Annotated in this window: 24 protein-coding genes; 10 read left to right on the top strand and 14 right to left on the bottom strand. The window is 71.0% G+C overall.

Translation table 11 applies throughout. The features are described from left to right. The first annotated feature begins 10 nt into the window (after nt 1–10). From L0984_RS10395 to L0984_RS10385, 3 genes are read left to right on the top strand one after another with little or no spacing between them, the layout of a single operon-like run. Complete coding sequence (locus tag L0984_RS10395) at nt 11–907, top strand: ABC transporter permease (protein WP_234193606.1); 897 nt, start codon at nt 11–13, stop codon at nt 905–907. A gap of 42 nt (nt 908–949) precedes the next feature. After that, complete coding sequence (locus L0984_RS10390; protein WP_234193605.1) at nt 950–2,047, top strand: ABC transporter substrate-binding protein; 1,098 nt, start codon at nt 950–952, stop codon at nt 2,045–2,047. Between the two features lie 18 nt (nt 2,048–2,065). Further along, on the top strand, nt 2,066–3,196 hold the full coding sequence (locus L0984_RS10385) for an FAD-dependent monooxygenase (RefSeq protein ID WP_234193604.1): 1,131 nt from the start codon (nt 2,066–2,068) through the stop codon (nt 3,194–3,196). A 59-nt stretch (nt 3,197–3,255) separates the two neighbouring features. On the opposite strand, the gene L0984_RS10380 is transcribed toward L0984_RS10385, so the two are convergent. After that, nucleotides 3,256–4,158 carry a LysR family transcriptional regulator gene (locus tag L0984_RS10380; RefSeq protein WP_234193603.1) on the bottom strand — a complete coding sequence of 301 codons (903 nt, stop codon included), beginning with the start codon at nt 4,156–4,158 and terminating at the stop codon, nt 3,256–3,258. 113 nt (nt 4,159–4,271) lie between these two features. Here L0984_RS10380 and L0984_RS10375 point away from each other — a divergent pair, with 113 nt between their 5' ends. Continuing rightward, on the top strand, nt 4,272–4,574 hold the full coding sequence (locus tag L0984_RS10375; protein ID WP_234193602.1) for a hypothetical protein: 303 nt from the start codon (nt 4,272–4,274) through the stop codon (nt 4,572–4,574). Nucleotides 4,575–4,582: 8 nt separating this feature from the next. On the opposite strand, the gene L0984_RS10370 is transcribed toward L0984_RS10375, so the two are convergent. Both L0984_RS10370 and bla read right to left on the bottom strand, forming a co-directional pair. Beyond that, the gene (locus L0984_RS10370; protein ID WP_234193601.1) at nt 4,583–5,008 is read right to left on the bottom strand and encodes a DUF1330 domain-containing protein; all 426 of its coding nucleotides are present in this window, start codon (nt 5,006–5,008) and stop codon (nt 4,583–4,585) included. A gap of 149 nt (nt 5,009–5,157) precedes the next feature. Then, nucleotides 5,158–6,087 (bottom strand): class A beta-lactamase, encoded by a 930-nt coding sequence (gene bla, locus L0984_RS10365; protein ID WP_234193600.1) that lies wholly within the window; start codon nt 6,085–6,087, stop codon nt 5,158–5,160. Between the two features lie 176 nt (nt 6,088–6,263). On the opposite strand from bla, the gene L0984_RS10360 reads away from it, so the two are divergent. Genes L0984_RS10360 through L0984_RS10350 form a run of 3 tightly spaced genes read left to right on the top strand, consistent with a single transcriptional unit; the run spans nt 6,264 to nt 9,390 of the window. Continuing rightward, nucleotides 6,264–7,922: a hypothetical protein gene (locus L0984_RS10360; protein ID WP_234193599.1), complete on the top strand. Its 1,659-nt coding sequence runs from the start codon at nt 6,264–6,266 to the stop codon at nt 7,920–7,922. 54 nt (nt 7,923–7,976) lie between these two features. Further along, nucleotides 7,977–8,447 (top strand): CopD family protein, encoded by a 471-nt coding sequence (locus tag L0984_RS10355; RefSeq protein ID WP_234193598.1) that lies wholly within the window; start codon nt 7,977–7,979, stop codon nt 8,445–8,447. 46 nt (nt 8,448–8,493) lie between these two features. Further along, nucleotides 8,494–9,390 carry a DMT family transporter gene (locus L0984_RS10350; protein WP_234193597.1) on the top strand — a complete coding sequence of 299 codons (897 nt, stop codon included), beginning with the start codon at nt 8,494–8,496 and terminating at the stop codon, nt 9,388–9,390. Between the two features lie 22 nt (nt 9,391–9,412). Here the strand turns inward: L0984_RS10350 and L0984_RS10345 are convergent, their stop codons facing one another. The 4 genes from L0984_RS10345 to L0984_RS10330 form a co-directional block, all read right to left on the bottom strand. Next, nucleotides 9,413–9,892, bottom strand: coding sequence for a type II toxin-antitoxin system VapC family toxin (locus tag L0984_RS10345; RefSeq protein WP_234193596.1), 480 nt, complete (start codon nt 9,890–9,892; stop codon nt 9,413–9,415). Then, the gene (locus L0984_RS10340; protein WP_234193595.1) at nt 9,889–10,659 is read right to left on the bottom strand and encodes a hypothetical protein; all 771 of its coding nucleotides are present in this window, start codon (nt 10,657–10,659) and stop codon (nt 9,889–9,891) included. The genes L0984_RS10345 and L0984_RS10340 overlap by 4 nt, the downstream gene beginning before the upstream one ends. Before the next feature lie 56 nt (nt 10,660–10,715). After that, nucleotides 10,716–11,960, bottom strand: a complete 1,245-nt coding sequence (locus tag L0984_RS10335) for a CaiB/BaiF CoA transferase family protein (protein WP_234193594.1) — start codon at nt 11,958–11,960, stop codon at nt 10,716–10,718. 163 nt (nt 11,961–12,123) lie between these two features. Next, nucleotides 12,124–13,320, bottom strand: a complete 1,197-nt coding sequence (locus tag L0984_RS10330) for an acyl-CoA dehydrogenase (protein WP_017758300.1) — start codon at nt 13,318–13,320, stop codon at nt 12,124–12,126. A 208-nt stretch (nt 13,321–13,528) separates the two neighbouring features. Here L0984_RS10330 and L0984_RS10325 point away from each other — a divergent pair, with 208 nt between their 5' ends. Next, nucleotides 13,529–14,428 (top strand): LysR substrate-binding domain-containing protein, encoded by a 900-nt coding sequence (locus tag L0984_RS10325; protein ID WP_234193593.1) that lies wholly within the window; start codon nt 13,529–13,531, stop codon nt 14,426–14,428. A gap of 87 nt (nt 14,429–14,515) precedes the next feature. On the opposite strand, the gene L0984_RS10320 is transcribed toward L0984_RS10325, so the two are convergent. Next, complete coding sequence (locus L0984_RS10320) at nt 14,516–15,502, bottom strand: LysR family transcriptional regulator (RefSeq protein ID WP_234193592.1); 987 nt, start codon at nt 15,500–15,502, stop codon at nt 14,516–14,518. A gap of 123 nt (nt 15,503–15,625) precedes the next feature. Between L0984_RS10320 and L0984_RS10315 the strand changes: the two genes are divergently transcribed. Continuing rightward, on the top strand, nt 15,626–16,609 hold the full coding sequence (locus L0984_RS10315; protein ID WP_234193591.1) for a Bug family tripartite tricarboxylate transporter substrate binding protein: 984 nt from the start codon (nt 15,626–15,628) through the stop codon (nt 16,607–16,609). Nucleotides 16,610–16,640: 31 nt separating this feature from the next. Continuing rightward, entirely contained in the window at nt 16,641–17,441 is an 801-nt protein-coding gene (locus L0984_RS10310; protein WP_234193590.1) for an alpha/beta fold hydrolase, read from the top strand. A 97-nt stretch (nt 17,442–17,538) separates the two neighbouring features. Here L0984_RS10310 and proC read toward each other — a convergent pair whose 3' ends face one another. The 6 genes from proC to L0984_RS10280 form a co-directional block, all read right to left on the bottom strand. After that, the gene (gene proC, locus L0984_RS10305) at nt 17,539–18,354 is read right to left on the bottom strand and encodes a pyrroline-5-carboxylate reductase (protein WP_234193589.1); all 816 of its coding nucleotides are present in this window, start codon (nt 18,352–18,354) and stop codon (nt 17,539–17,541) included. A gap of 330 nt (nt 18,355–18,684) precedes the next feature. Then, complete coding sequence (locus L0984_RS10300) at nt 18,685–19,038, bottom strand: alpha/beta hydrolase (protein ID WP_114801753.1); 354 nt, start codon at nt 19,036–19,038, stop codon at nt 18,685–18,687. A 237-nt stretch (nt 19,039–19,275) separates the two neighbouring features. Next, nucleotides 19,276–20,556, bottom strand: coding sequence for a biosynthetic peptidoglycan transglycosylase (locus L0984_RS10295; RefSeq protein ID WP_234193588.1), 1,281 nt, complete (start codon nt 20,554–20,556; stop codon nt 19,276–19,278). Between the two features lie 27 nt (nt 20,557–20,583). After that, nucleotides 20,584–21,162 (bottom strand): hypothetical protein, encoded by a 579-nt coding sequence (locus L0984_RS10290; protein WP_234193587.1) that lies wholly within the window; start codon nt 21,160–21,162, stop codon nt 20,584–20,586. Further along, nucleotides 21,149–22,033: an exosortase Q gene (gene xrtQ, locus L0984_RS10285; RefSeq protein ID WP_234193586.1), complete on the bottom strand. Its 885-nt coding sequence runs from the start codon at nt 22,031–22,033 to the stop codon at nt 21,149–21,151. The genes L0984_RS10290 and xrtQ overlap by 14 nt, the downstream gene beginning before the upstream one ends. Nucleotides 22,034–22,050: 17 nt before the next feature. Beyond that, on the bottom strand, nt 22,051–24,117 hold the full coding sequence (locus L0984_RS10280; protein WP_234193585.1) for a VIT and vWA domain-containing protein: 2,067 nt from the start codon (nt 24,115–24,117) through the stop codon (nt 22,051–22,053). Nucleotides 24,118–24,243 lie beyond the last annotated feature (126 nt).

Genomic DNA, 24,243 nt, shown 5'->3' with positions numbered 1-24,243 from the left:
AGGACCCGCCATGAGCACCGCCATGCTGACCCAGGACGACGCAGGGACGCCCCCCGCGTCCGCCACCCCCAAGATGCCGCTACGCCCGGCGCCGCGCGTGCGGCGCACCCGCCTGCTCGCCTCGACGCGCGTGCAGTCGATGCTCCTGCTCGTTGCCCTGTTGGGCGCATGGGAAGGCGCAGTCCGTCTGTTCAAGGTGCCCGTGCACCTGGTGCCGCCGGTCAGCGACATCGCTGTCGCCCTCTGGCGGGGGCTGGCCACCAGCCCGATGGCGAAGGACGGCTTCTGGTATCACGGCGGTGTGACCGTGGCCGAGATCCTGCTGGGCTTCCTCATCGGCAGCGGTGTCGGCCTGGCGATCGGCATCGTGGTATCGCAGATGCCGAAGCTCGAGGCGCTGCTGGAGCCCTACGTCGCAGCGCTGCAGAGCGTGCCCAAGGTGGCCATCGCACCGATCATCGTGGTGTGGCTGGGCTTCGGCATCGGCTCCAAGGTGATGATCATCTGCCTGCTCACCTTCTTTCCGGTGCTGGTGACCAGCATCGCCGGCTTCAAGGCCGTGGATGCGGACCGCATCGACCTGCTGCGCTCCCTGTCGGCCACGCGTTGGCAGATCTTCCGCAAGGCCAAGTTCCCGAGCGCACTGCCCTATATCTTCGCCGGCCTCAACATGGCCGCGGCCTTCAGCGTGGTGGGGGCCGTGGTGGGCGAGTTCGTCGGCGCGCAGGCAGGGCTGGGCGTGCTGATCCTGCAGATGGAGGCCCAGGCCGACACGGGCGGCAGCTTCGCGGTCTGCGTGGTGCTGTCGGTGATCGGCATCGTGATGACCGACGTGTTGCGCCGCGTGCAGCGCCGCGTGCTGCACTGGATGCCCGCCGATACCTCGCAGCGCACGGTCAGCGTCTGACCGTTGCGCCCAACCGCTTGCCATTTCATGAAGGAACGCGTCATGTTGAATCGTCGTGATTTCGGCCTGGGCCTGGCTGCCCTGGGCCTTGGCGGGGGCCTGCCGGCCATCGCACAGAACGTGCGGGTGATGAGGCTGGCCAACACGGCCGCCGTCAACGACCCGCAGCAATGCTTCGTCACTGCGGGACAGCATCCGCGGCTGAACTTCTACAAGCCCAATGGCGTCGATCCCGAATACGTCAACATGTCGAGCATGACGCAGGCACTGCAGAGCCTGCGCGCCGGGCATGTGGAGTTCGGACCCGCGGTCCCCGGCATCCTGCTGCCGGCCATGACCAAGGACCCGTCGCTGGACTTGGTGAGCGTCTACAAGTGGCTGCCGGGCAATGCCAACACGGTGGTGGTCAAGCCATCGAGCCCCATCAAGTCGGTGGCCGACCTGGCCGGCAAGCGCATCGGTGTGCGCAGCCAGGGCGACAGTGGCGTGGTCGTCCTCAAGGCCATGCTGGCCGAGCTGGGCCTGAAGGACGACAAATGCGAATACATCGCCATCGGCGATGGCGCGCCGGCTGGCGCAGCGATCGACGCAGACCGCGTGGATGCGATGGTGGCCTTCGACACCGCGACCGCCCGCATCGAACTCGTCGGCACCCCGCTGCGCTACGTGCCACTGACGCCGAAATTCGCACAGCTGGGCTCGGGCTGGCTGTGCGTGCCCCGCAAGCTGCTCAAGGAGGACCGCAAATCCCTGGTGGCACTGTTCCAGGGCATCGCGAAGTCGACGATCTTCTCCAATGCCAATCTCGATGCCGCCATCGACCTGCACTGGGCGGTGTATCCCGAGAGCAAGCCCAAGAGCCGCAGCCTGGACGAGGCACGCAAGGAGCTGAACTTCATCCTGAAGGACCGCAAGAACAGCTGGATGCGGCGCCCCGATGACCCCGACCAGCGCATGGGCGCCTCATCGCTGGCGGAGTGGAAAGCCAACGTCGACCTGGCAGCCGAGAGCAGCAGGAACCCGCGCCTTGCCGAGGAACTCGGCGACCCGAACCGCCTGTTCACCAACGAGCTGATCGACGACATCAACGCCTTCGACAAGCAGGCGGTGGTCAGCATGGCCAGGTCCTTCAAGCTCTAGCCCCCGAGGAGCCCCACCATGGACGTTCTCGTTTCAGGTGCCAGCATGGCCGGACTGTCGGCCGCATATTGGTTCGCGCAACTGGGCCATCGGGTCCTCGTGGTCGAACGCGCCGGGGGCCTGCGCCCTGGAGGCGCACCCATCGACGTGCGTGGAAAGGCGTTGGGCACGGCGCAGCGCATGGGCATCCTGGCCGCCATCCAGGCGCAGAAGGTGAGCGTCGTCGAGCCGGGCCGGGTGCTCGACGGCACAGGGCAACAGGTGGCGACGCTCGATCTGCGCTGGTTCGCCAACGAGACCGACGAGGATGTCGAGATCACGCGCGACCGCCTCAACCGCATCCTGCTCGATACAGTGCCCGAGGACGTGGAGTTCCGCTTCAAGGTCTCCATCGCGTCGCTGGCGGATGGCCCGCATGGGGTGGATGTCGCATTCAGCGATGGCAGCCACGGCCGCTACGACCTGGTGGTCGGCGCCGACGGCCTTCACTCCAACGTACGGCGGCTCGCCTTCGGCCCGGAGAAGGACTACGTCCGCCACTTCGGCCACTACGTTGCCTTGGTGGACCTGCCGCCTGATCGGGACTGGGAGCGTGCCATGCTCAACGTGCCGGGTCTCATGATCGCGGTGCGTGACGCGGGCGACGGCCCGCAGGCCATGATGGTGGCCGCCAGTGCGCCGATCGATTACGACTGGCGCGACCTCGACGCGCAGCGGCATCTGATCGCACGATTCACGGCCGCCGTCGATGCGTGGCAGGTGCCGGCCCTGCGCGCCGCGTTCGCAGACCCCTCGGCGCAAGGCTTCTACTTCGACTCGGTCAGCCAGACGCATATGCCGAGCTGGACGCAAGGCAATGTCGCCGTGATCGGCGATGCCGGGCATTGCGCGGCGCTTCTCTCGGGGATGGGCACCACGCTGGCGATGGTGTCTGCCGAACTTCTGGCCACCACCTGGACCGCCCATGGAGGAGACATGACGGCCGCTTCGCCGGCTTACCATGCTCAGCTTCGCCCCTATGTGCAGCAGTGCCAGGCCTTCGCCCACCATGGCGCGCCGATCATGGTGCCGCCTACCCAGGAAGCGTTGGATCAGCGAAACGCCGAGTTCCGGGCGTACGCCGCCCGCGCAGCAACTGCCGCGGCCTGAGGCCGGTGATCGCCTGAGATGCGCAGCAAGATGGGCGGCGGCCTTTGCACGGCAGTCGCTCAGCCCACCTGGCCCGCCATCTCCATCAGCATGTCCACCACCCGCCGCACCGGCCCGCCCGCGGGCTCCTGCGTGCGGTGGCCGATCACCAGCTGACGCACCAGCCGCGGGCTGAGCGGCAGTACCCGAACGCGCGAGCCGGCGGCCTCCTCATGGCTGGCCCGCAGCGGCAGCAGCGCGGCGCCGTAGCCGGCCTCGACCAGGCCGCGCATGGCCACGTCGTAGTTGTGCTCGATGCGGGCCCGCGGCGACAAGCCGGCGCGGCCGAACCATTCGAGCGTGAGCGTCTGCATGCGCGTGCCGGGCTCGTTCATGATGAGCGGCCGCTGCGCCAGCCAGGCCGGCGTGGCGCGCTTGGGCAAGGCCGGCCAGGCCGCCGGCACCAGCGCCCGCATCTCGTGACGCAACCAGGGCGTGAAGCGCACGCCGGGCAGGGCCGGCTGGGGCAGGGCGACGACCGCGAGGTCCACTGATCCACCGACCAGCCCGGTGGCCGAGTCGGCCGAGCCCACAAACACGGGCGACAGCTCAATGCCCGGATAGCGCGCGGCCAGCGCCTCGAAGACCGGCGGCAGCAGGTCCACCACCACGCTGGTGGTGGAGACGCCGATGCGCACCCGCCCCTCCAGGCCGGCATGCCGACGGCGGGCCGCATCCATGGCTTCGTCGGCATCGCGCAACAGGCGACGGCCACGCTCGACCAGCTCGGCGCCGGCCGGCGTGGGCTGCACATGGCGCGGCGAGCGCAGCAGCAGCGGCACACCCAGCCGCGACTCCAGCTCGCTCACATGCAGGCTGACGGTGGGCTGGGCCAGGTGCAGGGCCTGGGCGGCGGCCGAGAAGCTGCCCAGGTCGGCGATGGCGACCAGGGTGCGCACCTGGTCGAGGTTCAGTTGGCGCATCAGGCATTCTGATCGCAGCCCTCAGAACTCTCAACTTCTCCGATGCTGCGCCGCAGCGCATCATCGCGGCTCCTTCACCACTTCGTGCCAGAAACACACGCCAGGAGCCGATCATGAACACCCTCGTGCTGCAACCCGCCACCGCCTGCCCGAGCGCCGCCGTTCCCCGCCGCGCCATTGCGCCGGGTGCCGTGCCGCGCGATGCGATGGTCGAGGCCACGGCGGTTCCGGCACGCGGCGGGCTGCTTCAGCGCCTGCGCGATGCGGCAGCCGGACGTCGCATGCGCCGCATCCGGGCGCGCCGCCTGCGGGAAGAGGGCGCGTTGCTGATGGCCATGGGCCAGCACGAACTCAACGACCTGGGCGTGGGCCGCTGCGAGCTGGCCGGGCACCTGCGCGGCCGCCGGGCGGGCTGAGTCGCGCCTCAGGGTCGCTGCGTGGTGGCGATGAGCCGCGCATCGCGCAGCGCCGCCGTGCGGTGGTGCACGATGGCCCGGTACTCGGGCGACTGGATCATGGCGGCGAAGGCATCGCGCGTGGGGTACTCCACCAGCAGCACCTCGTCCCATTCCTCGCCGGGCGGTGCCACCAGCGCATGCCGCGCATCGGCCACCCAGCGCACCTGGCCACCGACACGCGCCAGCAGCGGCGCCACGGCCTCGCTGTAGGTCGCATAGGCAGCGCGGCCCGAACGCACCGGGGCGCCCGGTTCATCGGCGGCCTGCGCGCGAAAGGCCAGCAGGTTGAGCATGAGCACCGGCGCACCGGCGGGCACGCGTTCGAACAACTGCTTGAAGCTGTCGCGCGTCGGGTCGATGACGGCGCGTTCGGGCGGCAGGGACATGGACATACGGGTCTCCGGTCAAGACGGCGCCACGCCAGGCGTGGACGGGCAGTCGCGGATGTTGGGGGCGTCGCCTCTCCTGCGCTGTTGCACCCGCGACAGGCCGGGCGGCGTTTCGCAACGACCGCCCGCGCTGCGCCCCCGGGAAGCCAGGCTCAGACCCGCGGCCCAGCGCCGGCCCAGGCGGCCACGATGCGCGCCGCCTCGGCGATCACCGCCTCGTCGGCCGGCGCATCGGCCGCCGGCCGCGTCGTGTAGATGGCCAGCGCCAGCGGCGCCACCCCGGGGCGCCACACGATGCCGATGTCGCTGGCCGAGCCATGGGCGCCGGTGCCCGTCTTGTCGCCCACGGTCCAGGCCGCGGGCACGCCCGCGCGAATGCGCCGCGCACCCGTGGTGTTGCCACGCAGCCAGTCGGCCAGCTGCTGCCGCTCTTGCGGCGGCAGGCCATCGCCGAGCACCAGCCGCTGCAGCAGCCGGGCCATGGCCTCGGGCGTGGTGGTGTCGCGCTCATCGCCCGGAATGGCGCTGTTGAGTGCGGGCTCGATGCGGTCGAGTCGGAAGACGCTGTCACCCTGGCTGCGCGCGAAGGCCGTGAGCGCCTGCGGCCCGCCGCTCTGCGCCATCAGCAGGTTGGCGGCGCCGTTGTCGCTGTACTGCACGGTGGCGGCGCAGAGTTCGGCCACCGTCATGCCCTCGCCCACATGGCGCTCGGTGACGGGCGAATAGCTGACCAGATCGGCCTTGGCATAGCGCACGCGGTGGGCCAGCCAGCCGGGCTGCCGGCTGCTGCGCGCCAGCATCGACGCCGCCAGCACCGCCTTGAAGCTGCTGCACATGGGAAAGCGTTCGCCGCTGCGATGGCCCAGCGTGGCGCCCGAGCCGGTGTCGAGCGCAAACACGCCGAGCCGGCCATCGAAGCGGTCGTCCAGCGCCTGCAAGGCGGCCTGCGCCTCCCGGTCGGCGCGCGCGGCGGCCGTGGCACAGCCGGTGGTGGCCAGCACCAGCGACGCGGCGGCGAGGGCGGACAGCAGGCGGCGGCGTTGAGCAAGTGGGAGAGAAGCAGCCGGGTGGCGAAGCGTCATGGGAATCCTGTGGACAAGTGATGCAAGGGGGAATGCCGCCCACAATGCGGAGCAGGCGGGCAAGGGCAAGGGCGTCGCGACGAGCCCGCATCGTAGGAAGGCCCGCTGCCGCCACCAAGTACGGGAAGGCCTCCCGCCTGCACTGCTGTCACACCTGTCACATCGCCGTCTTCCGCATGCCCCTGCCGTCCATCGACATCGAACTCAGCTCGCCCCAGTCGGTCGATGGCCGGCCCGCGGCCTATCAGTCGCTGTGGCTGCTGGTGCGGCTGCACCACGCACAGCGCCAGGGCGAGGTGGTGGCGCTCGATGCCCTGCGCGGGCAGGTGTCTTCCGCGCGCACCCTGCGGATGGTGGTGAGCCGCGCCTTCCGCGATTTCAAGGCCTGGGGCCTGCGCGTGGGTTGGGGCACCGACGCGGCGCGCGACCCGCGCTTCCTCAACGCCGAAGGCCGCAGCCAGGGGCCCTTCTGGCTGCCCGCTGCGGAGGCCCGGCGTCTGCGGCTGCGGGTCGACGGGCAGCCAGCCAGGCCCGCTGATGTGGCGGCCTTCCTGGGTCTTTCCGCATCGCCGCGGCGGGCGCGTACCAGCGCCGCTGCAGAAGCACAGGCCAGCGCGGTGCAACTGCAGGACGCCCGCTTCTGGCACCAGCTCGCCGCCGCGCAGCAGGCCATGCGGCAGGGCCGCTGGGCCGTCCCGATCCAGGGCCGACGCGATGCCAAGGCGCCCGCCAGCGCGCTGGCCGCCATGCGGCAGGCCGCCGACCTGGCGCAGGACGATTACCAGCGCGCGCTGGTCACGCTCAACGAGGCGCTGCTCTGGCGCCGCCTGGGCGACGACGCCCAGGCCCGCAAGCGCCTGGCCGCACTGCAGCGCCAGCGCCTGGCCCGCCAGGTCGCGAGCCACGACTACCTGGGCGCGATGGCCGCCATCGTCGGCGCCTGGTGCAGCTACACCGCGCGCGACCTGCCGCAGGCGCAGGCCCAGCTGGCGGCCATGACGCGCGATGCGCAGCAGGCGCCGCTGCTGCGCCACCATCCGCAGGTACGCTTCGAATGGAGCAACCTGTGGGCGCTGGCCTGCCGCTCGCGCGCGCTGGGCATGGCCGCCACGGACGCCGCCGCCGCGACGCAGCAGGCCGACGAGGCCATGGCGCATTTCGGCCGCGCCCTGGCCGCGGCCTTCGAATCGCATGCCTTCGACGCGGCCCAGCACGTGGCCGCCAACATGGGCATGGCCGTGTGGCTGTTCGACCGCGTGGGCCTGGGCGTGCAGGCGGCGGGGCAGGCCCGCGGCGTGGATGCACGCCGGCATGCGGTGCAATGGATCGCCTTCAGCGAATGGCTGTGCAGCCTGGCCGACGGGCAGGGCCGTTCGGCATGGAATGCCATCTACCTGATGCGCATCGCCCGCGGCGACTGCCAGCCGCGCCCCGGGCTGCCGCTGGCCGAGTTCGCCGCTCTGCGGCCGCTCACGCCGCGGGCCCTGGCCGAGGAGAGCGCCGACCGCCTCATCCCCGGCCTGGACGGCCCCGCCACACGCGGTGGCTGGGCGGGCGTAGCCGCGCAGCATCTGGCCGACCACGATGCGGGCCAGCGCCGTTACCCCGGCCTGCAGCTGGCCGGCCTGCTGTTCGAGCAGGCCTGGTTCGCCGCCCACGATCGTGACCTGCGCACCGCGGCCACGGCCCTGACGCGGCTGCGCACCGTGCTGCCGCAACTCGTGCCCAGCGACCGTGCCTACTTCCGCGACGTGTGGAACGACGCCCTGCCCGCCGAACTGCTGGCGTTGGAGCCGCCGCCGCGGCGCAGCGCCCGACGCGCGGCAATGGGATGATCGGCCGCCACGTGCCCATGAGGGCCCACACCCATTCCCCCACAGGACCCGACCATGAGCCCCGCCTTCCTCTATGCCCTGCTTGTCCTCCTGCATGTCCTCGCCGGCACCTTCTGGGTGGGCGGCATGGCCACGCTGCACCTCGCCGTACGGCCCGCGGCGGCCGCGCTGCTGGCGCCCCCGCAACGGCTGCCGCTGATGGCGGCCGTGTTGCGGCGCTTCCTGATCGGCGTGGACATCGCCATCGCCACGCTGTGGCTCAGCGGCTTCGCCATGCTGGGGCAGATGGGCGGCTTCGCCAACGCGCACTGGCGGGTGCATGCGATGGCCGGGCTGGCGGCGGTGATGACGCTCATCTACCTCACCATCCGCGCCAGCGCCTTCCCGGCGTTGCGCCGCGCAGTGGCCGCCCACCAGTGGCCCGAGGCCGGTGCGGCGCTCAACCGCATCCGCCTGCGCGTGGCCTTCAACCTGGTGCTGGGCGTGCTGGTCTTCGTCGTCGCGCTGCTGGGCCGCGCCGGATGAGGGCGCATCCGCACACGCACCGCGCCGAGTGCGGCGGGCTCGGCCGGTGAGCGGGGCCGTCGGCGGCGCGCGCCTGTCGGGCAGCCTGCGCGGCATCGTCGCCATGCTGGCCGCCTGTGCGGCCTTCGGCGTGGTGGACGCCATGCTCAAGGTGCTGGGCGGCCACTTTGCGCCGGCACAGGTGGTGGCGCTGCGGGGCTGGAGCTCGCTGCCGATGATCGCGCTGTACATCCTGTGGCGGCGCGAGGCCGGGCAGGTGTTCCACCGCGGCATGCGCTGGCAGCTGCACCTGATGCGCGGCGTGCTCAGCGTGCTGATGCTGGTGCTGTTCACCTCCGGCCTTCGCACGTTGGGGCTGGGCGAGGCCTACACATTGAGCTTCGTCGCGCCGCTGCTCATCTGCCTGCTCGCGGTGCCCTTGCTGGGCGAGCGAATGCAGCCACGCCACTGGGTGGCCATCGTGGTGGGTTTCGGCGGCGTGGTGGTGGCGTTGCGGCCGGACGGCGAGGCCTTCCTCACGACCGGCGCGCTGGCGGTGCTGGGCGCGGCCGTCTGCTATGCGCTGAGCAACGTGCTCGGCCGGCTGGCCAGCCGCACCGAGCCCAGCAGCGCCCTGGTGTTCTGGACCACGGTGAGCCTGGCGGTGGGCGGCGGCGCGCTGGCGCTGCCCGTGTGGACGCCCGTCGCCGCCGAGCATCTTCCGGCCATCGCGGCACTGTCGGTGGCGGGCTTCCTGGCCCAGCTGGCCATCTCGGAAGCCTTCCGCCACGGCCAGGCCGCCGCCGTCGCCCCCTTCGAATACAGCGCGCTGGCCTGGGGCCTGCTGCTGGACTGGCTGATCTGGCGCGCCACGCCCGATGCCTGGACGCTGGCCGGCGGCGCCATCATCATCGCCAGCGGTCTGTACCTGGTGCGGCGCGAGGCGCCCAGGTCGGCGGGCTGAAGCCGCCGCGGCCTACTTGGCCTCAATCCCCGAGCAGCCGACGCTGCCCGCCATCGAACCAATCGGTCTCGAAGCCGTCTGCCAACAGAACAGCCTTGGCCGTCGTCAATCCCTGCTCGTGCAGACGTGCCAGATGCTTGGCAGCGAGGTTGCGGTCCTCCGTCAGCAGATGCGTGATCGACTCGCAGACCATCTGGCCGATCAGCTTGATGTCGTCCTTCACTGCCGCACGATCATCTTCGCGATCCCGCTGCAGCGACCGCATAAGCTGGCCGGCGGTCATCGCATGGTCGATGTTGAACGGCAACACCTGCAGATTGCGCAGCGGCAGATCCGTCACGGCCTGCTTGACCTGGAACTCCGACGCCACGATCGACGACAGGTACAACGGACACGCCCTCTGGAGCGCTTCGCGAAAGTAGAGCAGGGCCGTCTGATGATGCGCCCTGGCGGGGTCGGCCAACGTAATGAGGAAGCTCGTATCCAGAAGAATGGAGATCAAGCCTTGTTCCCCCTCATGCCGTCGACCCAGCTCGATGCCGAGGGGACGTCCTTCCAGGCTTTCGCCCCCCGTTCGGTCAAGCGTGCAAGCGACGCTTCGTCCAGGGCGTTGTGATGCTCTTCGAAGGCCAGCAAGCGCACGTCACGGTATTCGCGGGTGACGACGTTGTACTCCGCCGCGATGCGCGCCATGGCCACCTTGTAGAGACGGTTGACCTTATCGCTGCGGAAGACCTCGCGGCTGGATTCCGCGATCAGCGTGCGGCCATCGGGCAGGCGGATATGGGCATTGACGGTCCGTGTTCCTCCCATCTCCACAACCTCGCCTTGCAGATAGCGCTCCACGCGCACCCACTGATCGGCATCATCGGCCCGGAAATCGGTGGCCGCCGACACCACCAAAGGCTGTGCGAGGGCCGGGGTAGAAATGGTGATCCACACTTTGCGGTGCGAGCGCGCCATCTTCTGCCAGCGCTCGACGACCTTGCGGCGGCGCACATCGATGCCATCCAGCAGCGCTGACGTGCTGAGCCTGCGCAGATCTGCGAACAGCCCGGCATGCGCAATAGGCTCCGTGCGGATGCCAATCGAACCGTGGACAACGGAGACCGCCAGTGAAGCAGTGTCGATCTCACCCGACTCGCCCTTCAGGAAGTCGTCGACGTCCTTGGTGAAGTTGCGCAGGACGGCCATCGGCACCCGCGCGGGCGAGATCTCGTAGCCTTCCGACTCATCGTGGAGGCTCAGGCTGACCGATTGCATGTCCATCGCGCAATTCTAGGGACGGCCTTGTTGCCATGCCCGCCCGCGCTGAGGCATCAGGACTAAACGACGGATTCGGCCTTCAGCCGAGCAATCTCGTCCGCAGAGAAACCCAGCTCCGCCAGCACTTCGTCCGTGTGCTGCCCCAGCGCCGGCGGCGCACGGCGCAGCACGGGCGGTGTGGCGGTCAGGCGCAGCGGGCTGGCCACGCCGGTGATGGCTTCGATGCCGTCGCCCGCATCGCGCGGCAGTGTGACGGCCAAGCCGCGCGCCTGGACCTGCGCGTCGCCGAATGCCTGGCCGATGTCGTTGATGGGGCCGCAGGGCACGGCCTTGTCTTCGAGCAGCGTCACCCACTCGGCGGTGGTGCGGGTGCGGGTCACGGCTTCCATCAGCGCGATCAGCTCGGCGCGGTGCTTCACGCGCAGCGTGTTGCTGGCAAAGCGTTCGTCGGCCGCCCATTCGGCATGGCCGGCCGCCTCGCAGAAGCGGGCGAACTGGCCGTTGTTGCCGATGGCCAGCAGCATCGATCCATCCCGCGTGGCGATGTCCTGGTACGGCGCGAGGCTGGGGTGCGTGTTGCCCTGGCGCTGCGGCGGCTTGCCGGTGTTGAGGAAGGCGGTGGCCTGGTTGGCCAGGATGGCCATGGACACGTCCAGCAGCGCCATGTCGATGTGCTGGCCCTCGCCGCTGGCCTCGCGCGCGCGCAGCGCGGCCAGGATGGCGGTGGAGGCATAGCAGCCGGTGAACAGGTCGATCAGCGCCACGCCCACCCGCAGCGGGCCACCGCCGGGCTCGGCATCGGGCCGGCCGGTGATGCTCATCATGCCGCTCATGGCCTGGATCATCAGGTCGTAGCCGGCGCGCTCGGCATAGGGGCCGTCGTGGCCGAAGCCGGTGACGCTGCAGTACACCAGCCGTGGGTTGAGGGCGCGCAGGCTGGCGTAGTCCAGCCCGTACTGGGCCAGGCCGCCGGTCTTGAAGTTCTCGACCACCACGTCGGCCTCGGCCGCCATGCGGCGCAGGATCTGCTGGCCCTCGGCCGAGGCCATGTCCACCGTCATGCTGCGCTTGTTGCGGTTGCAGGCGGCGAAGTAGGTGGACTGCGTGGTGTCCTGGCCCTCGGCGTCCTTGAGGAAGGGCGGGCCCCAGCTGCGGGTGTCGTCGCCCACGCCGGGCCGCTCGATCTTGACCACGTCCGCCCCCAGGTCCGCGAGGATCTGGGTGCACCAGGGGCCCGCGAGCACGCGGGACAGGTCGAGGACCTTGATGCCGTCGAGCGCGGCTGTTCGAGAGGAATCGGTCATGGGCAGCGAAGGGTGCAAGGAAGGTGTTTGCCAAGGCAAGCGCAGCGATGCCCGTTCGCGGGCACCCGCGGAACCGGCTTTGCCGGGCCGCCGGGTGCGCCCCCTTCGCGCAGCAGAAGGGGGGTGGCGGAGCGCGAAGCGCGCAGCCTGGGGGTTGTCGCGATCAGCTGAAAGCGGCGATGCCGGTGATGGCTCGGCCCAGGATGAGCGCATGCACGTCGTGCGTGCCCTCATAGGTGTTGACCACCTCCAGGTTCACCAGGTGGCGGGCCACGCCGAACTCGTCGCTGATGCCGTTGCCGCCCATCATGTCGCGCGCCAGGCGGGCGATGTCCAGCGACTTGCCGCAGTTGTTGCGCTTCATGATCGAGGTGATCTCGACCGCGGCGATGCCCTCGTCCTTCATGCGGCCCAGGCGCAGGCTGCCCTGCAGGCCCAGCGTGATCTCGGTCTGCATGTCGGCCAGCTTCTTCTGGATCAGCTGGTTGGCGGCGAGCGGGCGGCCGAACTGCTTGCGGTCCAGCACGTACTGGCGGGCGCGGTGGAAGCAGTCTTCCGCGGCGCCGATGGCGCCCCAGCTGATGCCGTAGCGGGCGCTGTTCAGGCAGGTGAAGGGGCCCTTGAGGCCCTGCACTTCGGGGAAGGCGTTCTCTTCGGGCACGAAGACGTCGTCCATGACGATCTCGCCGGTGATGGAGGCACGCAGGCCCACCTTGCCGTGGATGGCCGGGGCCGACAGGCCCTTCATGCCCTTCTCGAGCACGAAGCCGCGGATCGGGCCGACGGCACCGCCTTCGCTCACCTCCTTGGCCCAGACGACGAAGACGTCGGCCACCGGCGAGTTGGTGATCCACATCTTGTTGCCCTTGAGGCGGTAGCCACCGTCGGTCTTGTAGGCGCGGGTGGCCATGCTGCCGGGGTCGGAGCCGTGGTCGGGCTCGGTCAGGCCGAAGCAGCCGATGAATTCGCCGCTGGCCAGCTTGGGCAGGTACTTCTGCTTCTGCGCCTCGGTGCCGAATTCGTAGATGGGCACCATCACCAGCGAGGACTGCACGCTGGCCATGGAGCGGTAGCCGGAGTCGACGCGCTCGACCTCGCGGGCGATCAGGCCGTAGCAGACGTAGTTGAGGCCGGGGCCGCCGTACTGCTCGGGGATGGTCGGGCCCAGCAGGCCCAGCTCGCCCATCTCGCGGAAGATGGACAGGTCGGTCTTCTCGCCGCGGAACATCTCGAGCACGCGCGGCGCCAGCTTGTCCTGACAGTAGGCATTGGCCGCCTCGCGCACGGCGCGTTCGTCGTCGGTCAGTTGCTGGTCGAGGAGGAAGGGATCGTCCCAGTGGAAGGCGGCTTTGGTGGCCATGGTGTGCGGTCTCCGTGCGCGTGAGCGGCTGCAGGTTGCGGGGGATGCGCGGCATCGTACGCCCGGCATGCAAAGCGGCGCAAACGAGAAATCGGCACCCAGACATGCGTGACCGGCATATCTGGCGACAATGCGCCGCGGATGGTCCAAGGCGACAGGCGGCCATCAACTATGTAGCGACGGCATACCTTCACCGCGGAACTGGACCATGCGACGCAAGATCCCCTCCACCCAGGCGCTGGCCTGCTTCGAGGCCGCGGCCCGGCACGAGAGCTATACCCGCGCGGCCGAAGAGCTGGCCCTGACGCAAAGCGCCGTCTCGCGCCAGATCGGCGCGCTGGAGGCCTTCATGGGACTGGCGCTGTTCCGTCGCACCCGCCACGGCGTGCAGCTGACGGCGGCGGGCGCCGACTATGCGCGGCAGATCCGCCGCCAGCTCGACGCCATGGAGCGCGACACGCTGGACGCCATGGCCCGCCAGGGCGCCGGCGGCGCGCTGCAGCTGGCGGCGGTGCCCACGCTGGCCACGCGCTGGCTGATCCCGCGGCTGCCGCTGCTGGCGAAGGCGCATCCGGACATCACCGTCCACATCGAGACGCAGACGCGGCCCTTCCTCTTCAACGACACGCCCTTCGACGCCGCGCTCTACACCGGCACGCCGCAGCAGGCCGCGACCTGGGCCGGCACCCGCCACACGCTGCTGCGGCACGAGGAGGTGGTGCCCGTGTGCTGCCCCGCGCTGATGGACGGCCGCAGCGCCCTCACGCCCGCGCAGGTGGCGCGCCTGCCGCTCCTGCAGCAGAGCACCCGGCCCGACGGCTGGCGGCAGTGGTTCGAGGCGCAGGGCGTGGACAATCCGCGCGGCGGCGCCGGGCCGCGCTACGAGCTCTTCTCGATGCTGGCGGTGGCGGCGGCGCACGGGCTGGGCATCGCATTACTGCCGCCGCTGCTGATCGAGGCCGAGCTGGCCCGCGGCGAACTGGCCATCGCCTGTCCGCGCCCGCTGCGCGGCGAGCGCAGCCACTATCTGGTGGAGCCAGCGCTGGAGGATGCGCGGCCGGCGCTGGCCCTGTTCCGGCAGTGGCTGGTGGGGCAGGCGGCGACCTGAGCCGTCAGCACCGCGGCGGTCGGCCGCCGTTTGCCCGGCCATTTGTGCCCCGTGATCCCGCGCCGGCCCCGCAGGCCGGTCGGCCGTTCAGTCACCAGCCCCGATGCGCCCACGCAGGAAGTCGCTGAGCGCCAGGGCCGCCTCGCCCATGCCCGACTGCGGCTGCAGGAGGCCGATGGGCTCGATGGCGGTCATGTCAGGCAGTGCCAGCTCGCGCAGCTCGCCGGTCGCCAGCCAGGGCCGCGCCAGGTTCAGCGGCAGCAGCGCCAGCAGCGGCTGGTGGCGCAGCAGCCAGCCCATGAGCGGCAGCGAGCGGGTGCTGACCGGGTAGATCGGCGGCGTGCGGCCGAAGCGCTCGCACAGCGCATCGAAATGCCCGCGTGCGGCGACGCCGGCCGGCAGCAGGAGCCAAGGATGGGCCGCGAGCGCCGCCCAGGCTTGGTCGGCCGGCAGACTCGCCGCGGGTGAGCCGCCAGGGACGGCGGCATCGGCCAGCAGCGGATGGTCCGCGCGGCAGACCACGGCAAAACGGTCTTCACGCAGCGCATGGAATTCCCAGCCCTGCGGCATGGCGCCCGGCCGACGGCAGACCACCAGGTCGACCTCGGCGCGGGCGATGGCCAGCAGCTGGTCCTCGCCCTCGGCTTCGGCCAGCTGCACCCGGATGGCCGGCTGCGCCTCGGCGAAGGCGGGCAGGGCATCCACCAGCACGCCATGGATGGCGGACACCGACGCGAGCACCCGCACGAAGCCCAGGCCCTGGCGCCGCCGCGCGTCCACTGCGCCCGCCACGTCGGCCATGCCCAGCATCAGCTGGCGGGCCACCGGCAGCAGGTCGTTGCAGGCCGGCGTGGGCCGCACGCCGCGCGCATGGCGCTCGAACAGGCGCACGTCCAGCAGGCGCTCCAGGTAGGCCAGCGTCTGGGTGACGGCGGACTGGGTCATGCCGATGGCATCGGCCGTGCGCTGCACGCTGCCCAGCTCCGCCAGTTGCAGCAGCACCTGCACATGGCGGAACTTGCCGCGGGCGAGCAGGCGGTTGAGCAGGGTGGTGGCCAGGGGCGGGGTCGTCATGCCATCGCAAAGTCTAATGACTGGGCGCCCGATTTAATTGGTCACTGATCGCTGCGGCGATGAAGATGCGGGCTCGATCCGCAGACACGAGCGCGTCCACGCGCCATTCCAGGAGACACGACCATGCATTCCCCCGACCGCCGGCGCGCGCTCGCCGCCCTGGGCGCCCTGCTCGCCACGGCCACCACGGCGCACGCCCAGGGCAGCGCCGACTGGCCCAGCCGTCCCATCCGCATCATCGTGCCGGCCCCAGCCGGCGGCCCCTACGACCGCACCATCCGGCCGCTGGCCCAGCACATGGGCCAGACCCTGAAGCAGCCGGTGGTGATCGACAACAAGGCCAGCGCCGGCAACATCGTCGGCACGCAGATGGCGGCTTCGGCGCCACCCGACGGCTACACGCTGGTGGCCACCGGCTCGCTCAACGCCATCGCCCAGTCCATGTACGACGGCATTGGCTTCGACATCGTGCGGGACTTCGAGCACATCGGCAGCATCGGCGAGGGCGCCCAATGGCTGGTGGCGCGGCCCGACGCCGGCTTCAAGGACTTCGCCGACTTCGTCCAGCAGGCCAGGCGCGCGCCCGGCAAGTTCGACTACGCCAGCTCGGGCGCGGGCAGCACCGGCCACCTGGTGATGGAACAGCTGCAGCGGGCCACCGGCGTGAAGCTGACGCATGTGCCCTACAAGGGCGGCGCACCCGCGTTGCAGGACGTGCTGGCCGGCGTGGTGCCGCTGATCGTCATCCCCTCCAACAGCGCGCTGGCCCCGGTGCAGGCAGGCAAGCTCAAGGTGCTGGCGGTCTCCAGCGCGCAGCGCAGCCCGTTGGCGCCGCAGGTGCCCACCTTTGCCGAGTTGGGCTATCCACAGCTCACGGTCAGCGCCTGGATCGGCCTGTCGGCCCCCAGGGGCACGCCCGCGCCCGTCGTGCGGCGGCTGCATGAGGCGCTCATGGCCGCCCTGGCCGATCCGGCCACGCGCAGGCAGCTCGAGTTCGAGGGCATGACGGTGCTGTCCACCACGCCCGAGCAATACACGCAGCTGGTGCGCAGCGACACCGAGCGCTGGGGCCAGCTGGTGCGCAGCCTCCACCTCAAGGCCAACTGAGGTCCTTCCTCTTCCTTCCCGTCCGACCACCATGCCTTTCGTCACTTCCCACGGCCGCGCCATCTACTACGAACGCCAGGGCGATGGCCCGGCCGTGCTGTTCTGCCACGGCGCCGGCTCCAACGCCGCCACCTGGTGGCAGCAGCTGCCGGCCTTCGCCGGCCGGTACAGCTGCCTGACGATGGACATCCGCTGCTTCGGGCGCTCCGCCGCACCGCTGACCGAGTTCGATCTGGCGCTGTTCGTGGACGACGTGATCGCCATCCTCGACCGGGAGGGCATCGACCAGGTGCGAATAGTCGGTCAGTCGCTGGGCGGCATGATCGGGCTGAAGCTCGCGCTGACGCATCCCGGGCGGGTGGCGGCCTTCGCGGCCTGCGACACGTCGATGGCCGTGGACCATCCCGTGCTGCTGGACATCCTGGCCACGCGCCAGCTCTCGCAGAAGGCGGTGAGCATCGAGCAGCGTTCGCTGGGGCGCTGGTTCCTTGAGCATGAGCCGGAAAAGGCCGCGCTCTACGCGCAGATCAACCACTTCAATCCCAGCGCCCATTCGATTCCCGCCGCCGACTGGGGCGCGGCGCTGCAGGGGCTGATGGCGCCGGGGCGGCTGATTCCGCTGACGGCGCTGGATGCGCTGGACTGCCCGACGCTGTTCGTCGTGGGCGACCAGGACCCGATCGTCCCGGTGGCCGTGGCCCGCGAATTCCACGAACGGGTGGCCGGCAGCGAACTGGTGGTGGTGGCCGATGCGGGGCACTCGGCCTATTTCGAACAGCCGCGGGCGTTCAACGCGGCGGTGCTGGACTTCCTGGCGCGGCGCGCGGCCTGAACGTCCAGCGCTTGCGTTCGGCCTGCGGCCTGCGGGCCGGCCGCAGGCCACTGAGGAAGCAGGCGCCGGCGTCGCGAGCCGCAGCGCAGACCCGCGCTCAGCCGCCCGCCGAGAGTTCCACGGCGCGCCGGTGCGCCGCCTCGGCCGCCTTCTTCACCAGCGCGCGCAGGGCCTCGCCCTCTTCGAACACGGCAATGGCCGCCGCCGTGGTGCCGTTGGGCGAGGTGACGGCGCGGCGCAGGGCCGCGAAGTCGGCATCCGGCTGGTGCTGCAGCACGGCGGCACCCCAGGCCGTGTCGGCGGCCAGGGCACGGGCCAGCTCGGGCGCCAGGCCCAGCGCCACACCGGCCTGGGCCAGCGCCTCGCTGAACAGGTGGTAGTAGGCCGGGCCGCTGCCGCTGATGGCGGTGACCAGGTCGATCTGCGATTCCTGGTCCACCCAGTGCGCACTGCCCACGGTGGCGAACAGGGCGCCGACCTGTTCGCGCCGGGCCTCGTCCACGCCCGGCGCGGCATAAAGGCCGGTGCAGCCGGCACGCAGCATGGCCGGTGTGTTGGGCATCACGCGGATGACCGGCGTGCCCAGGGGCAGGGCGGCTTCGAGCGTGGCGACGGTGACACCGGCGGCCACGCTCACCACCACGGCCTGGGCCAGCCAGTCGGCCGGCAGGGCGCGCAGGGCGTCGGCCGCCATGGCCGGCTTGACGGCCACGACCACCAGGTCGACACCGCCCGCCGCATCGCCTGAGGATTGCAGCGACTGCACGCTGGCATACCGGCCGGGTACCGGTGCAGCGCCTTCAGGCAGGGGCGCGGGATCGATGGCCAGCAGGGTCTGGACGCGACCGCTGTCGCGCCAAGCCTCGCCGAGGGCGCGGCCCATGTTGCCGTAGCCGAGGAACAGGACTTTCATGAGGGGTGCCGTGAGAAGGAGGGAGGAAAGGGGTCGGTCGGCATTGTCGTGCGCCCCGCGCCTGCCGCTTCCTTCCGCCTCCTGCCGCCGGCCCTGCCGGCTGCTCACCGAGGCCTTGCCCACAACGAAAAAGCCGGCACGCTTTCACGTGCCGGCTGCAGTCAGGCGCCTCCCTGGCCCCATCCCGGACCTCTTTCACAGGCGGTGCCCGCCTGAGGGGACGAAGACGAACCCGGTGTCAGGCCCGGTCCGCCTCCATCCCGTTCTGCCGGGGGATCGCCACGCGCTGCCGATCCCTCAGGAATCGCGCCGCGTGGCGTGGCGGCCTGATTACAGGCCGGCCTTGCGGTAGACCGACAGGCTGCCCTGGGTGTACTGGGCCGGGATCGTGCTGTTCACGAAGGCCTTGGAGTCCAGGTTCCAGGTCGGGCTGTGGGCAGCGGCGACGGCTTCGGCCTGCACGGCGGCACGGCTGCGGGGAGCGGCCGGGGCCACGGCGACCTGCTGGCCGACGTATTCCAGGTTCTGCTCGGCGCGAGCGGCTTGCACAGCCTGGGCGTTCACTTCAGCGCGGCTGAAGGCCGACACGGGGGCGATGACGCCTTGGTATTCCTCGGCGCTGGCGCCGGCAACGGCGGCGAACGACAGGGCGGCGAGGGCGATGATCTTCGAGGTCTTGGTCATGATTTTTCTCCTAAGCAGAGCGTTGAACAGAGCGGGCGGGGCACCTGCCCCACCGGCTTCGGGTCTGCGTTCAATCGCTGGCCCGTGAGATGAATTGTGGACCGATGAGCTAGGGAAAACCCTGGTCTTTGCCGAACGTGCTGTTCACGATCAGGAAACAATGAGGCCAGGCAGCCTGTGGGATTGTTCCTACGTCGCCGCGGCCTGCCAGAGGGGGGCGGCCCCCAACCGTGGCGTTCAGCGCGCGGGCGGGGAGGGCGGCTGGCTGCCCGGCCAGGGGTAGCGCACCTGCGCCACGCTGCGCAGCAGGGCCTCGCGCTGGCCGCGGCCGATGCCGCGGATGCCCTCGGCCACCCACTGCACGCGCTGCGGGTCCAGGCCGCCTTCCCGCTGCCAGCGCTCGGCGGCGGCGCTGGGCGCGTGCAGCATGGCCGCCAGCCAGACCGCCTGGGCCGGCTCCAGCCGCGCCGCCGGGCGGCCGAAGTAGAAGCGCGCCGCCGCCTCGGCGCCGCAGACCCGGCCCCAGGGCGCATGGTCCAGGTACAGCTGCAGGATGCGCGCCTTGCCCAGCTGCTGCTCCATGTCCACCGCGTAGAGCAGCTCGCGCAGCTTGCGCTGCAGGCTGCGCTCGCTGCCTGTGACCAGTACCTTCGCCAGTTGCTGGGTGAGCGTGCTGCCGCCGCGTTCGACCGCACCCTTGTGCTGGTTGCGGTCGAAGGCGGCCTGCAGCTCGATCAGGTCGAAGCCGGGATGCTGGAAGAAACGCTGGTCCTCCGCCGCGATGACAGCCCGGGCGAGCCAGCTGTCGGCCTTGAGCTGGGCGGACGGTCCGCACTGGCTGCGCGCATTCAGGAGCGCCTCGGTGCCCAGGCCCTCCACGGTGAAGCCGCTGATGCGCGGCTGCAGCCCCAGCGTGCCCGAGGGCAGCTGCACCTGCAGGCGGCCCGACGCCGTGCCGCCGATGCGGGCGCGCTCCAGCTCGGGCAGGCCCGTGGCCAGCACGGCATACCAGCGGGCGATGGGCGCCTCGTCGAAGCTGGCGTCGATGTGCAGGTCACGCTGTGTGAGCCGGCCCTGCCAGCGGCCATGCAGGCTTTCGGTACTCGCGCTGGCCGGCACCGCGTCGAGCTCGCCGCGCAGCACATCCACGTCGCGCCGTGCGGTCAGGCGCAGCTCGGTCAGCTGAAGCGGCTGCGAGCCCATCGCCGCGAGCCCGAGGCGACAGGGCGCGCAGCGCAGGGCGAGTTGCGTACGCGGGGCGTCCCAGTGCAGGTCGATGGGACCCTGGGTCGTCTGCAACCGGCGGCCGTCCAGGCGCGGCGCGATCCAGGACGAGGTGGCCAGCCGCAGCACCGTCGGCACGCCCACCGGCACCGTGAAGGGACCGACGCGCCAGTCCACCGCCCATTCGTCCTTGGCCGGTGCGAGCGCGATGCGCACCACCGCCACGGCCGCCACCGCTGCCGTCAGCAGCAGGGCCAGCAGGCCCCACAGCAGCAAACGCAGCCCCTTGTTCACATCGCGTCCCGTTGTCTGTCGTGTCGTTCATGGCGGCGAGACCACGGTCACCGCCGTCCAGGGACCGGCGGCGCTCGCGCGCCAGCTGGCCCAGTACCAGGCGGAAGTGTCGGTGAAAGCGCGGCCCGCGGCATCCTCGATGCGCTCGCACACGCGCTGGGTGCTGCTCCCCGCGCGCTCGGCGTGGAAGCAGCGCCACAGCCGGTCGCGCGCATCGTGTTCGAGCCGGGCCTGGAGGATGCGGTAGCCCAGCGCGCGCCAGCAGTCCTCGGCTGGGTGCAGCAGGCGCGTGGGACGCTCGACCTGCCGCATCACCAGCACCTGCCGGCCGTCGGTGAAGCGGGCGATGTGACCGGGAAAGTGGCGGGCGAAGCGGGCCTCCACCTCGCCGAGCGCCTGCGGCCTCAACGGCACGCCGTCCCAGGTGGCGGGCCATTCGGGCGAGGCGGCATGGGACGAAGACGGCACGCCACCGTCCCGCATCTGCGACCAGAAGCTGGCCACCAGGCTCACCACCAGCACGAGCGTGAACGCCAGCTTGTGCAGCACCCGGTGCGCGAAGTGGTTGCGCCAGGGCGAAGGCGCGAAGACATCAGGCCAGCGCATGGCGATCCTTTCCGAGGGCCAGGCCCTGCGGTGCCGCGTGCAGCATGCGCCGCCCGATGGCACCGCACACCACGGCGAGCAGCGCCAGCCCCAGCGCCTGGTGCAGCAGCGGCCCTGGCGCATGGCCGGCGCCTTCCAGGCCCACCAGCAGTGCATTGCGCAGCACATTGCCGCCCAGCACCACCAAGCCCACGACGGGAAGCCGGCGCAGGAAGGCACGGTCGTCCATCCGCGTCATGAACAGCGCCACCACGCAGGCGGTGAAGTAGCCCATCCACACCATCTGCACGCCGGAGCAGGGTGCGTCGACGATCACCAGCCGGCCGTCGACCCACAGGCTGCTGCCGGCACGCTCGACGACGAAGAACGGCGCCAGCAGCCAGCGCGCCGCCTCGGCCGTGACCAGCCGCAGCGGATAGCCGGCATAGAACTGCAGCGAGGACAGCAGGGGCAGGGCGAGCACCGCCAGGCCCAGCACCGGCAGGGCCGGCTGCCCATGGGGCAGGAAGGCGAGCAGCGCGCAAGCCAGGGCCAGCACGGCCAGCAGGCCGGTGGCCAGCGGCGGCAGCGCACCGCCGGCCCGCAGCAGCGAAGAGGCCAGCACGCCAAGCGCCGCCACGGACAGCAGCCCCAGCCGCGGCGAGGCACGCAGCGACCGCCGGCCCTGCCAGGCGAACAGGCCCAGCGCAGCGAGCGCCAGCAGGCCCAGCGGATCGTCCGAACGGTCCAGCATGCGGGCGCCCATCCAGCCCCAGGTGGGCCAGAGCACCAGGGCGGTGGCCAGCAGCCACAGCACGGGCGGCAGGCGGTCGAGGCGGATCGCCACCTCCAGGCTGCGGGGATGGCGGCCCGCCCAATCGACGAGGTTCATTGGCGTTGCTCCCTCGATCAGGCGGTCATGCGCCGCGCATCGTGCCGACGCAGCCGGCGGCGCAGCATGGCGAGCATGCCCAGCGCCACGGCCACGGCACCCAGCGTCTCGGGTTCGGGCGTGGCCGGCACGGGCATGCCCAGGGCGAGCTCGCTCACGCCCTCGGGCAGCGGCAGCGGCTGGTCGACCGTCGTGCCTCCATCGCCCGTGCCGCGCATCACCTGGTCGACGGCGATGAAGCTGGTGTAGGCGGTGAGCAGGCTGTACTTGAGTCCCAGCGCGGTGATGGCCTCGCGCTGCTGGCCGCTGCCTTCCAGGCCCTCCTGGTCGTCCAGCGCCGCGATGCGGTCGCGGGCCCACAGGGCGCGCAGGGCCAGGGCCTGCGGGGCGAGGCTGTCCGCGTCCACCGGCAGCACCTGGCGCCACGGACCTTCGGCGCTGCGGCCTTCGACCACCAGCTGGCCCCGCGGCGTGCCGCGCCACTTGCCGAAGAGCACCACGGGCCGCTCGCCCAGCACGTCGGGCAGCCGGGCCGGTTCCACGTCGTACACCTCCAGGCCCTCGAAGCGCGCCTTCAGGCCGGTGAGCACGGGCGACTCCACCATGCGACGGAAGCGTGCCGCCTGCTCGGGCGCCTGCCGTTCGTCGGTGATGACGAAGGGCTCGCCACGGCCCGCCCGAGCCAGACCCTCGATCAGGTGCCGGTTGACCGAGGAGCCGATGCCGAAGGCGAACAGGTTGGCCTGGTCCAGGTGCTCGCGCACCAGCGCGAAGGCCTCGCGCTCGACCGTGACATAGCCGTCGGTCACCACCACGATGCTGCGCGAGACGCCCTCGGCCTTGGGCTGGGCATAGGCCTGACGCAAGGCCGGAATCAGCTCGGTGCTGCCGCCGCCCTGGATGTCGGTGAGCGTCTTCAGCGCCCGCTCGATGTTGGGCCGTGTCGCCGGCACCGGCCTGGGCGACAGCATGCGGTTGCTGCCGGCGAACAGCATCACGTTGAAGGTGTCGCTGGGCCGCAGGCCGCCGATCAGCCGCGTCAGCATGGCACGCGCCGTGTCCAGCGGAAAGCCGTGCATGGAGCCGGAGATGTCCACCACGAAGAGGTAGTCGCGCGGCACGATGCGCTCTGCAGCCACGGCGCGCGGCGGCTCGACCATCGCGAGGAAGAAGTTCTCCGCATCCGGCCCGCTGCCCGGATAGAGCATCAGGCCCGACTGGATTCGCTCACCGGCGAGGGCGAAGTCGAGCACGAAGTCGCGGTTGGCCAGCGGCCGGCCATCCTCGCGCAAGGTGAGGGCAGCATGCCGGTCGTCGCGCCCGGGCTGGATGGCCAGCGCATGGCTGGACGATCGGATGTCCGCCAGCGGCAGCGGCGCATCGAGGCTCAGCTTGAGCGAGAAGGCCGCGGCACTGGCCGTTCCGGCGGGCAGCGTGGGCTGGGCGCTCCACTGTCCCCCGCCACCGCCGGCGCCCACGTAGCGCGGGCCCACCACGGTGGGGTAGACGAACTGGTAGCGGCCCGACTGCGGCAACAGCAGCTCGCTGTAGCGCAGCTCCACCCGCACCTCGTCGCCGGGCCGGATGTTGGCCACGTTCATCTGGAAGACGTTGGGCCGCTCGGCCTCGAGCAGCGCGGCCGTCTGGCCGGCCTGCTTCGCTTCCTGGTACTCCAGCCGCGCCTGCTGCTTCTCGCGGATCTGCGCCGTGATCAGCCGGTCGGCGATGCGCACGTTCATGCCGCCCACGGCGGCGCGCGTGGAGCCGGGAAAGACATAGCGCGCCTCCAGCGTGCGTTCGCCTTCGTTGCGGTAGGTCTGCGTCACCCGCACGTCGGCGATGACCCCGGCGATGCGCACGTCGACGTCGGTGCGCTTGAGGGGCAGGCGGTCGGTGCCGGGGGTGTCGCTTTGCACCACCAGATAGGGACTCGCGGTGGCATCGTTGCCAGCTTCCTGTGCAAGAACAGGCCGGCACACCAGCAACGCAAAGGCGGCCAGCGCCATCAGCGCCGTGAACGCCCACAGGCCGCAGCCGCGGGCTTCGGGACTGCGCCGGCGGCGCAAGGACAAGTTCGGATTCATGGTCGGTTCCTTCCTCGGTGTGTGCGATGGGAAGGACTGTCCCTGCGGTGTCCGAAGCCAGAAGGAAGGGCCGATGAAGCCTCCCGGGCCGTGTGAAGCCTGTGTGAAGTCCGTGTGCAGCGCCCT

It is taken from the genome of Pseudacidovorax sp. NFM-22, assembly GCF_021401245.1.
Classification (GTDB): Bacteria; Pseudomonadota; Gammaproteobacteria; order Burkholderiales; family Burkholderiaceae_C; genus Xenophilus.
The sequence above is the reverse complement of the archived record's forward strand: the minus strand, read 5'-3'. Positions and strand labels throughout refer to the sequence as shown.

What these genes read in the sequence shown, in the direction of transcription:
- L0984_RS10395 (WP_234193606.1), top strand. Translation starts at nt 11, where the DNA reads ATGAGCACCGCCATGCTGACCCAGGACGACGCAGGGACGCCCCCCGCG.
- L0984_RS10390 (WP_234193605.1), top strand. Translation starts at nt 950, where the DNA reads ATGTTGAATCGTCGTGATTTCGGCCTGGGCCTGGCTGCCCTGGGCCTT.
- L0984_RS10385 (WP_234193604.1), top strand. Translation starts at nt 2,066, where the DNA reads ATGGACGTTCTCGTTTCAGGTGCCAGCATGGCCGGACTGTCGGCCGCA.
- L0984_RS10380 (WP_234193603.1), bottom strand. Translation starts at nt 4,158, where the DNA reads ATGCGCCAACTGAACCTCGACCAGGTGCGCACCCTGGTCGCCATCGCC.
- L0984_RS10375 (WP_234193602.1), top strand. Translation starts at nt 4,272, where the DNA reads ATGAACACCCTCGTGCTGCAACCCGCCACCGCCTGCCCGAGCGCCGCC.
- L0984_RS10370 (WP_234193601.1), bottom strand. Translation starts at nt 5,008, where the DNA reads ATGTCCATGTCCCTGCCGCCCGAACGCGCCGTCATCGACCCGACGCGC.
- bla (WP_234193600.1), bottom strand. Translation starts at nt 6,087, where the DNA reads ATGACGCTTCGCCACCCGGCTGCTTCTCTCCCACTTGCTCAACGCCGC.
- L0984_RS10360 (WP_234193599.1), top strand. Translation starts at nt 6,264, where the DNA reads ATGCCCCTGCCGTCCATCGACATCGAACTCAGCTCGCCCCAGTCGGTC.
- L0984_RS10355 (WP_234193598.1), top strand. Translation starts at nt 7,977, where the DNA reads ATGAGCCCCGCCTTCCTCTATGCCCTGCTTGTCCTCCTGCATGTCCTC.
- L0984_RS10340 (WP_234193595.1), bottom strand. Translation starts at nt 10,659, where the DNA reads ATGGACATGCAATCGGTCAGCCTGAGCCTCCACGATGAGTCGGAAGGC.
- L0984_RS10335 (WP_234193594.1), bottom strand. Translation starts at nt 11,960, where the DNA reads ATGACCGATTCCTCTCGAACAGCCGCGCTCGACGGCATCAAGGTCCTC.
- L0984_RS10330 (WP_017758300.1), bottom strand. Translation starts at nt 13,320, where the DNA reads ATGGCCACCAAAGCCGCCTTCCACTGGGACGATCCCTTCCTCCTCGAC.
- L0984_RS10325 (WP_234193593.1), top strand. Translation starts at nt 13,529, where the DNA reads ATGCGACGCAAGATCCCCTCCACCCAGGCGCTGGCCTGCTTCGAGGCC.
- L0984_RS10320 (WP_234193592.1), bottom strand. Translation starts at nt 15,502, where the DNA reads ATGACGACCCCGCCCCTGGCCACCACCCTGCTCAACCGCCTGCTCGCC.
- L0984_RS10315 (WP_234193591.1), top strand. Translation starts at nt 15,626, where the DNA reads ATGCATTCCCCCGACCGCCGGCGCGCGCTCGCCGCCCTGGGCGCCCTG.
- L0984_RS10310 (WP_234193590.1), top strand. Translation starts at nt 16,641, where the DNA reads ATGCCTTTCGTCACTTCCCACGGCCGCGCCATCTACTACGAACGCCAG.
- proC (WP_234193589.1), bottom strand. Translation starts at nt 18,354, where the DNA reads ATGAAAGTCCTGTTCCTCGGCTACGGCAACATGGGCCGCGCCCTCGGC.
- L0984_RS10300 (WP_114801753.1), bottom strand. Translation starts at nt 19,038, where the DNA reads ATGACCAAGACCTCGAAGATCATCGCCCTCGCCGCCCTGTCGTTCGCC.
- L0984_RS10290 (WP_234193587.1), bottom strand. Translation starts at nt 21,162, where the DNA reads ATGCGCTGGCCTGATGTCTTCGCGCCTTCGCCCTGGCGCAACCACTTC.
- xrtQ (WP_234193586.1), bottom strand. Translation starts at nt 22,033, where the DNA reads ATGAACCTCGTCGATTGGGCGGGCCGCCATCCCCGCAGCCTGGAGGTG.
- L0984_RS10280 (WP_234193585.1), bottom strand. Translation starts at nt 24,117, where the DNA reads ATGAATCCGAACTTGTCCTTGCGCCGCCGGCGCAGTCCCGAAGCCCGC.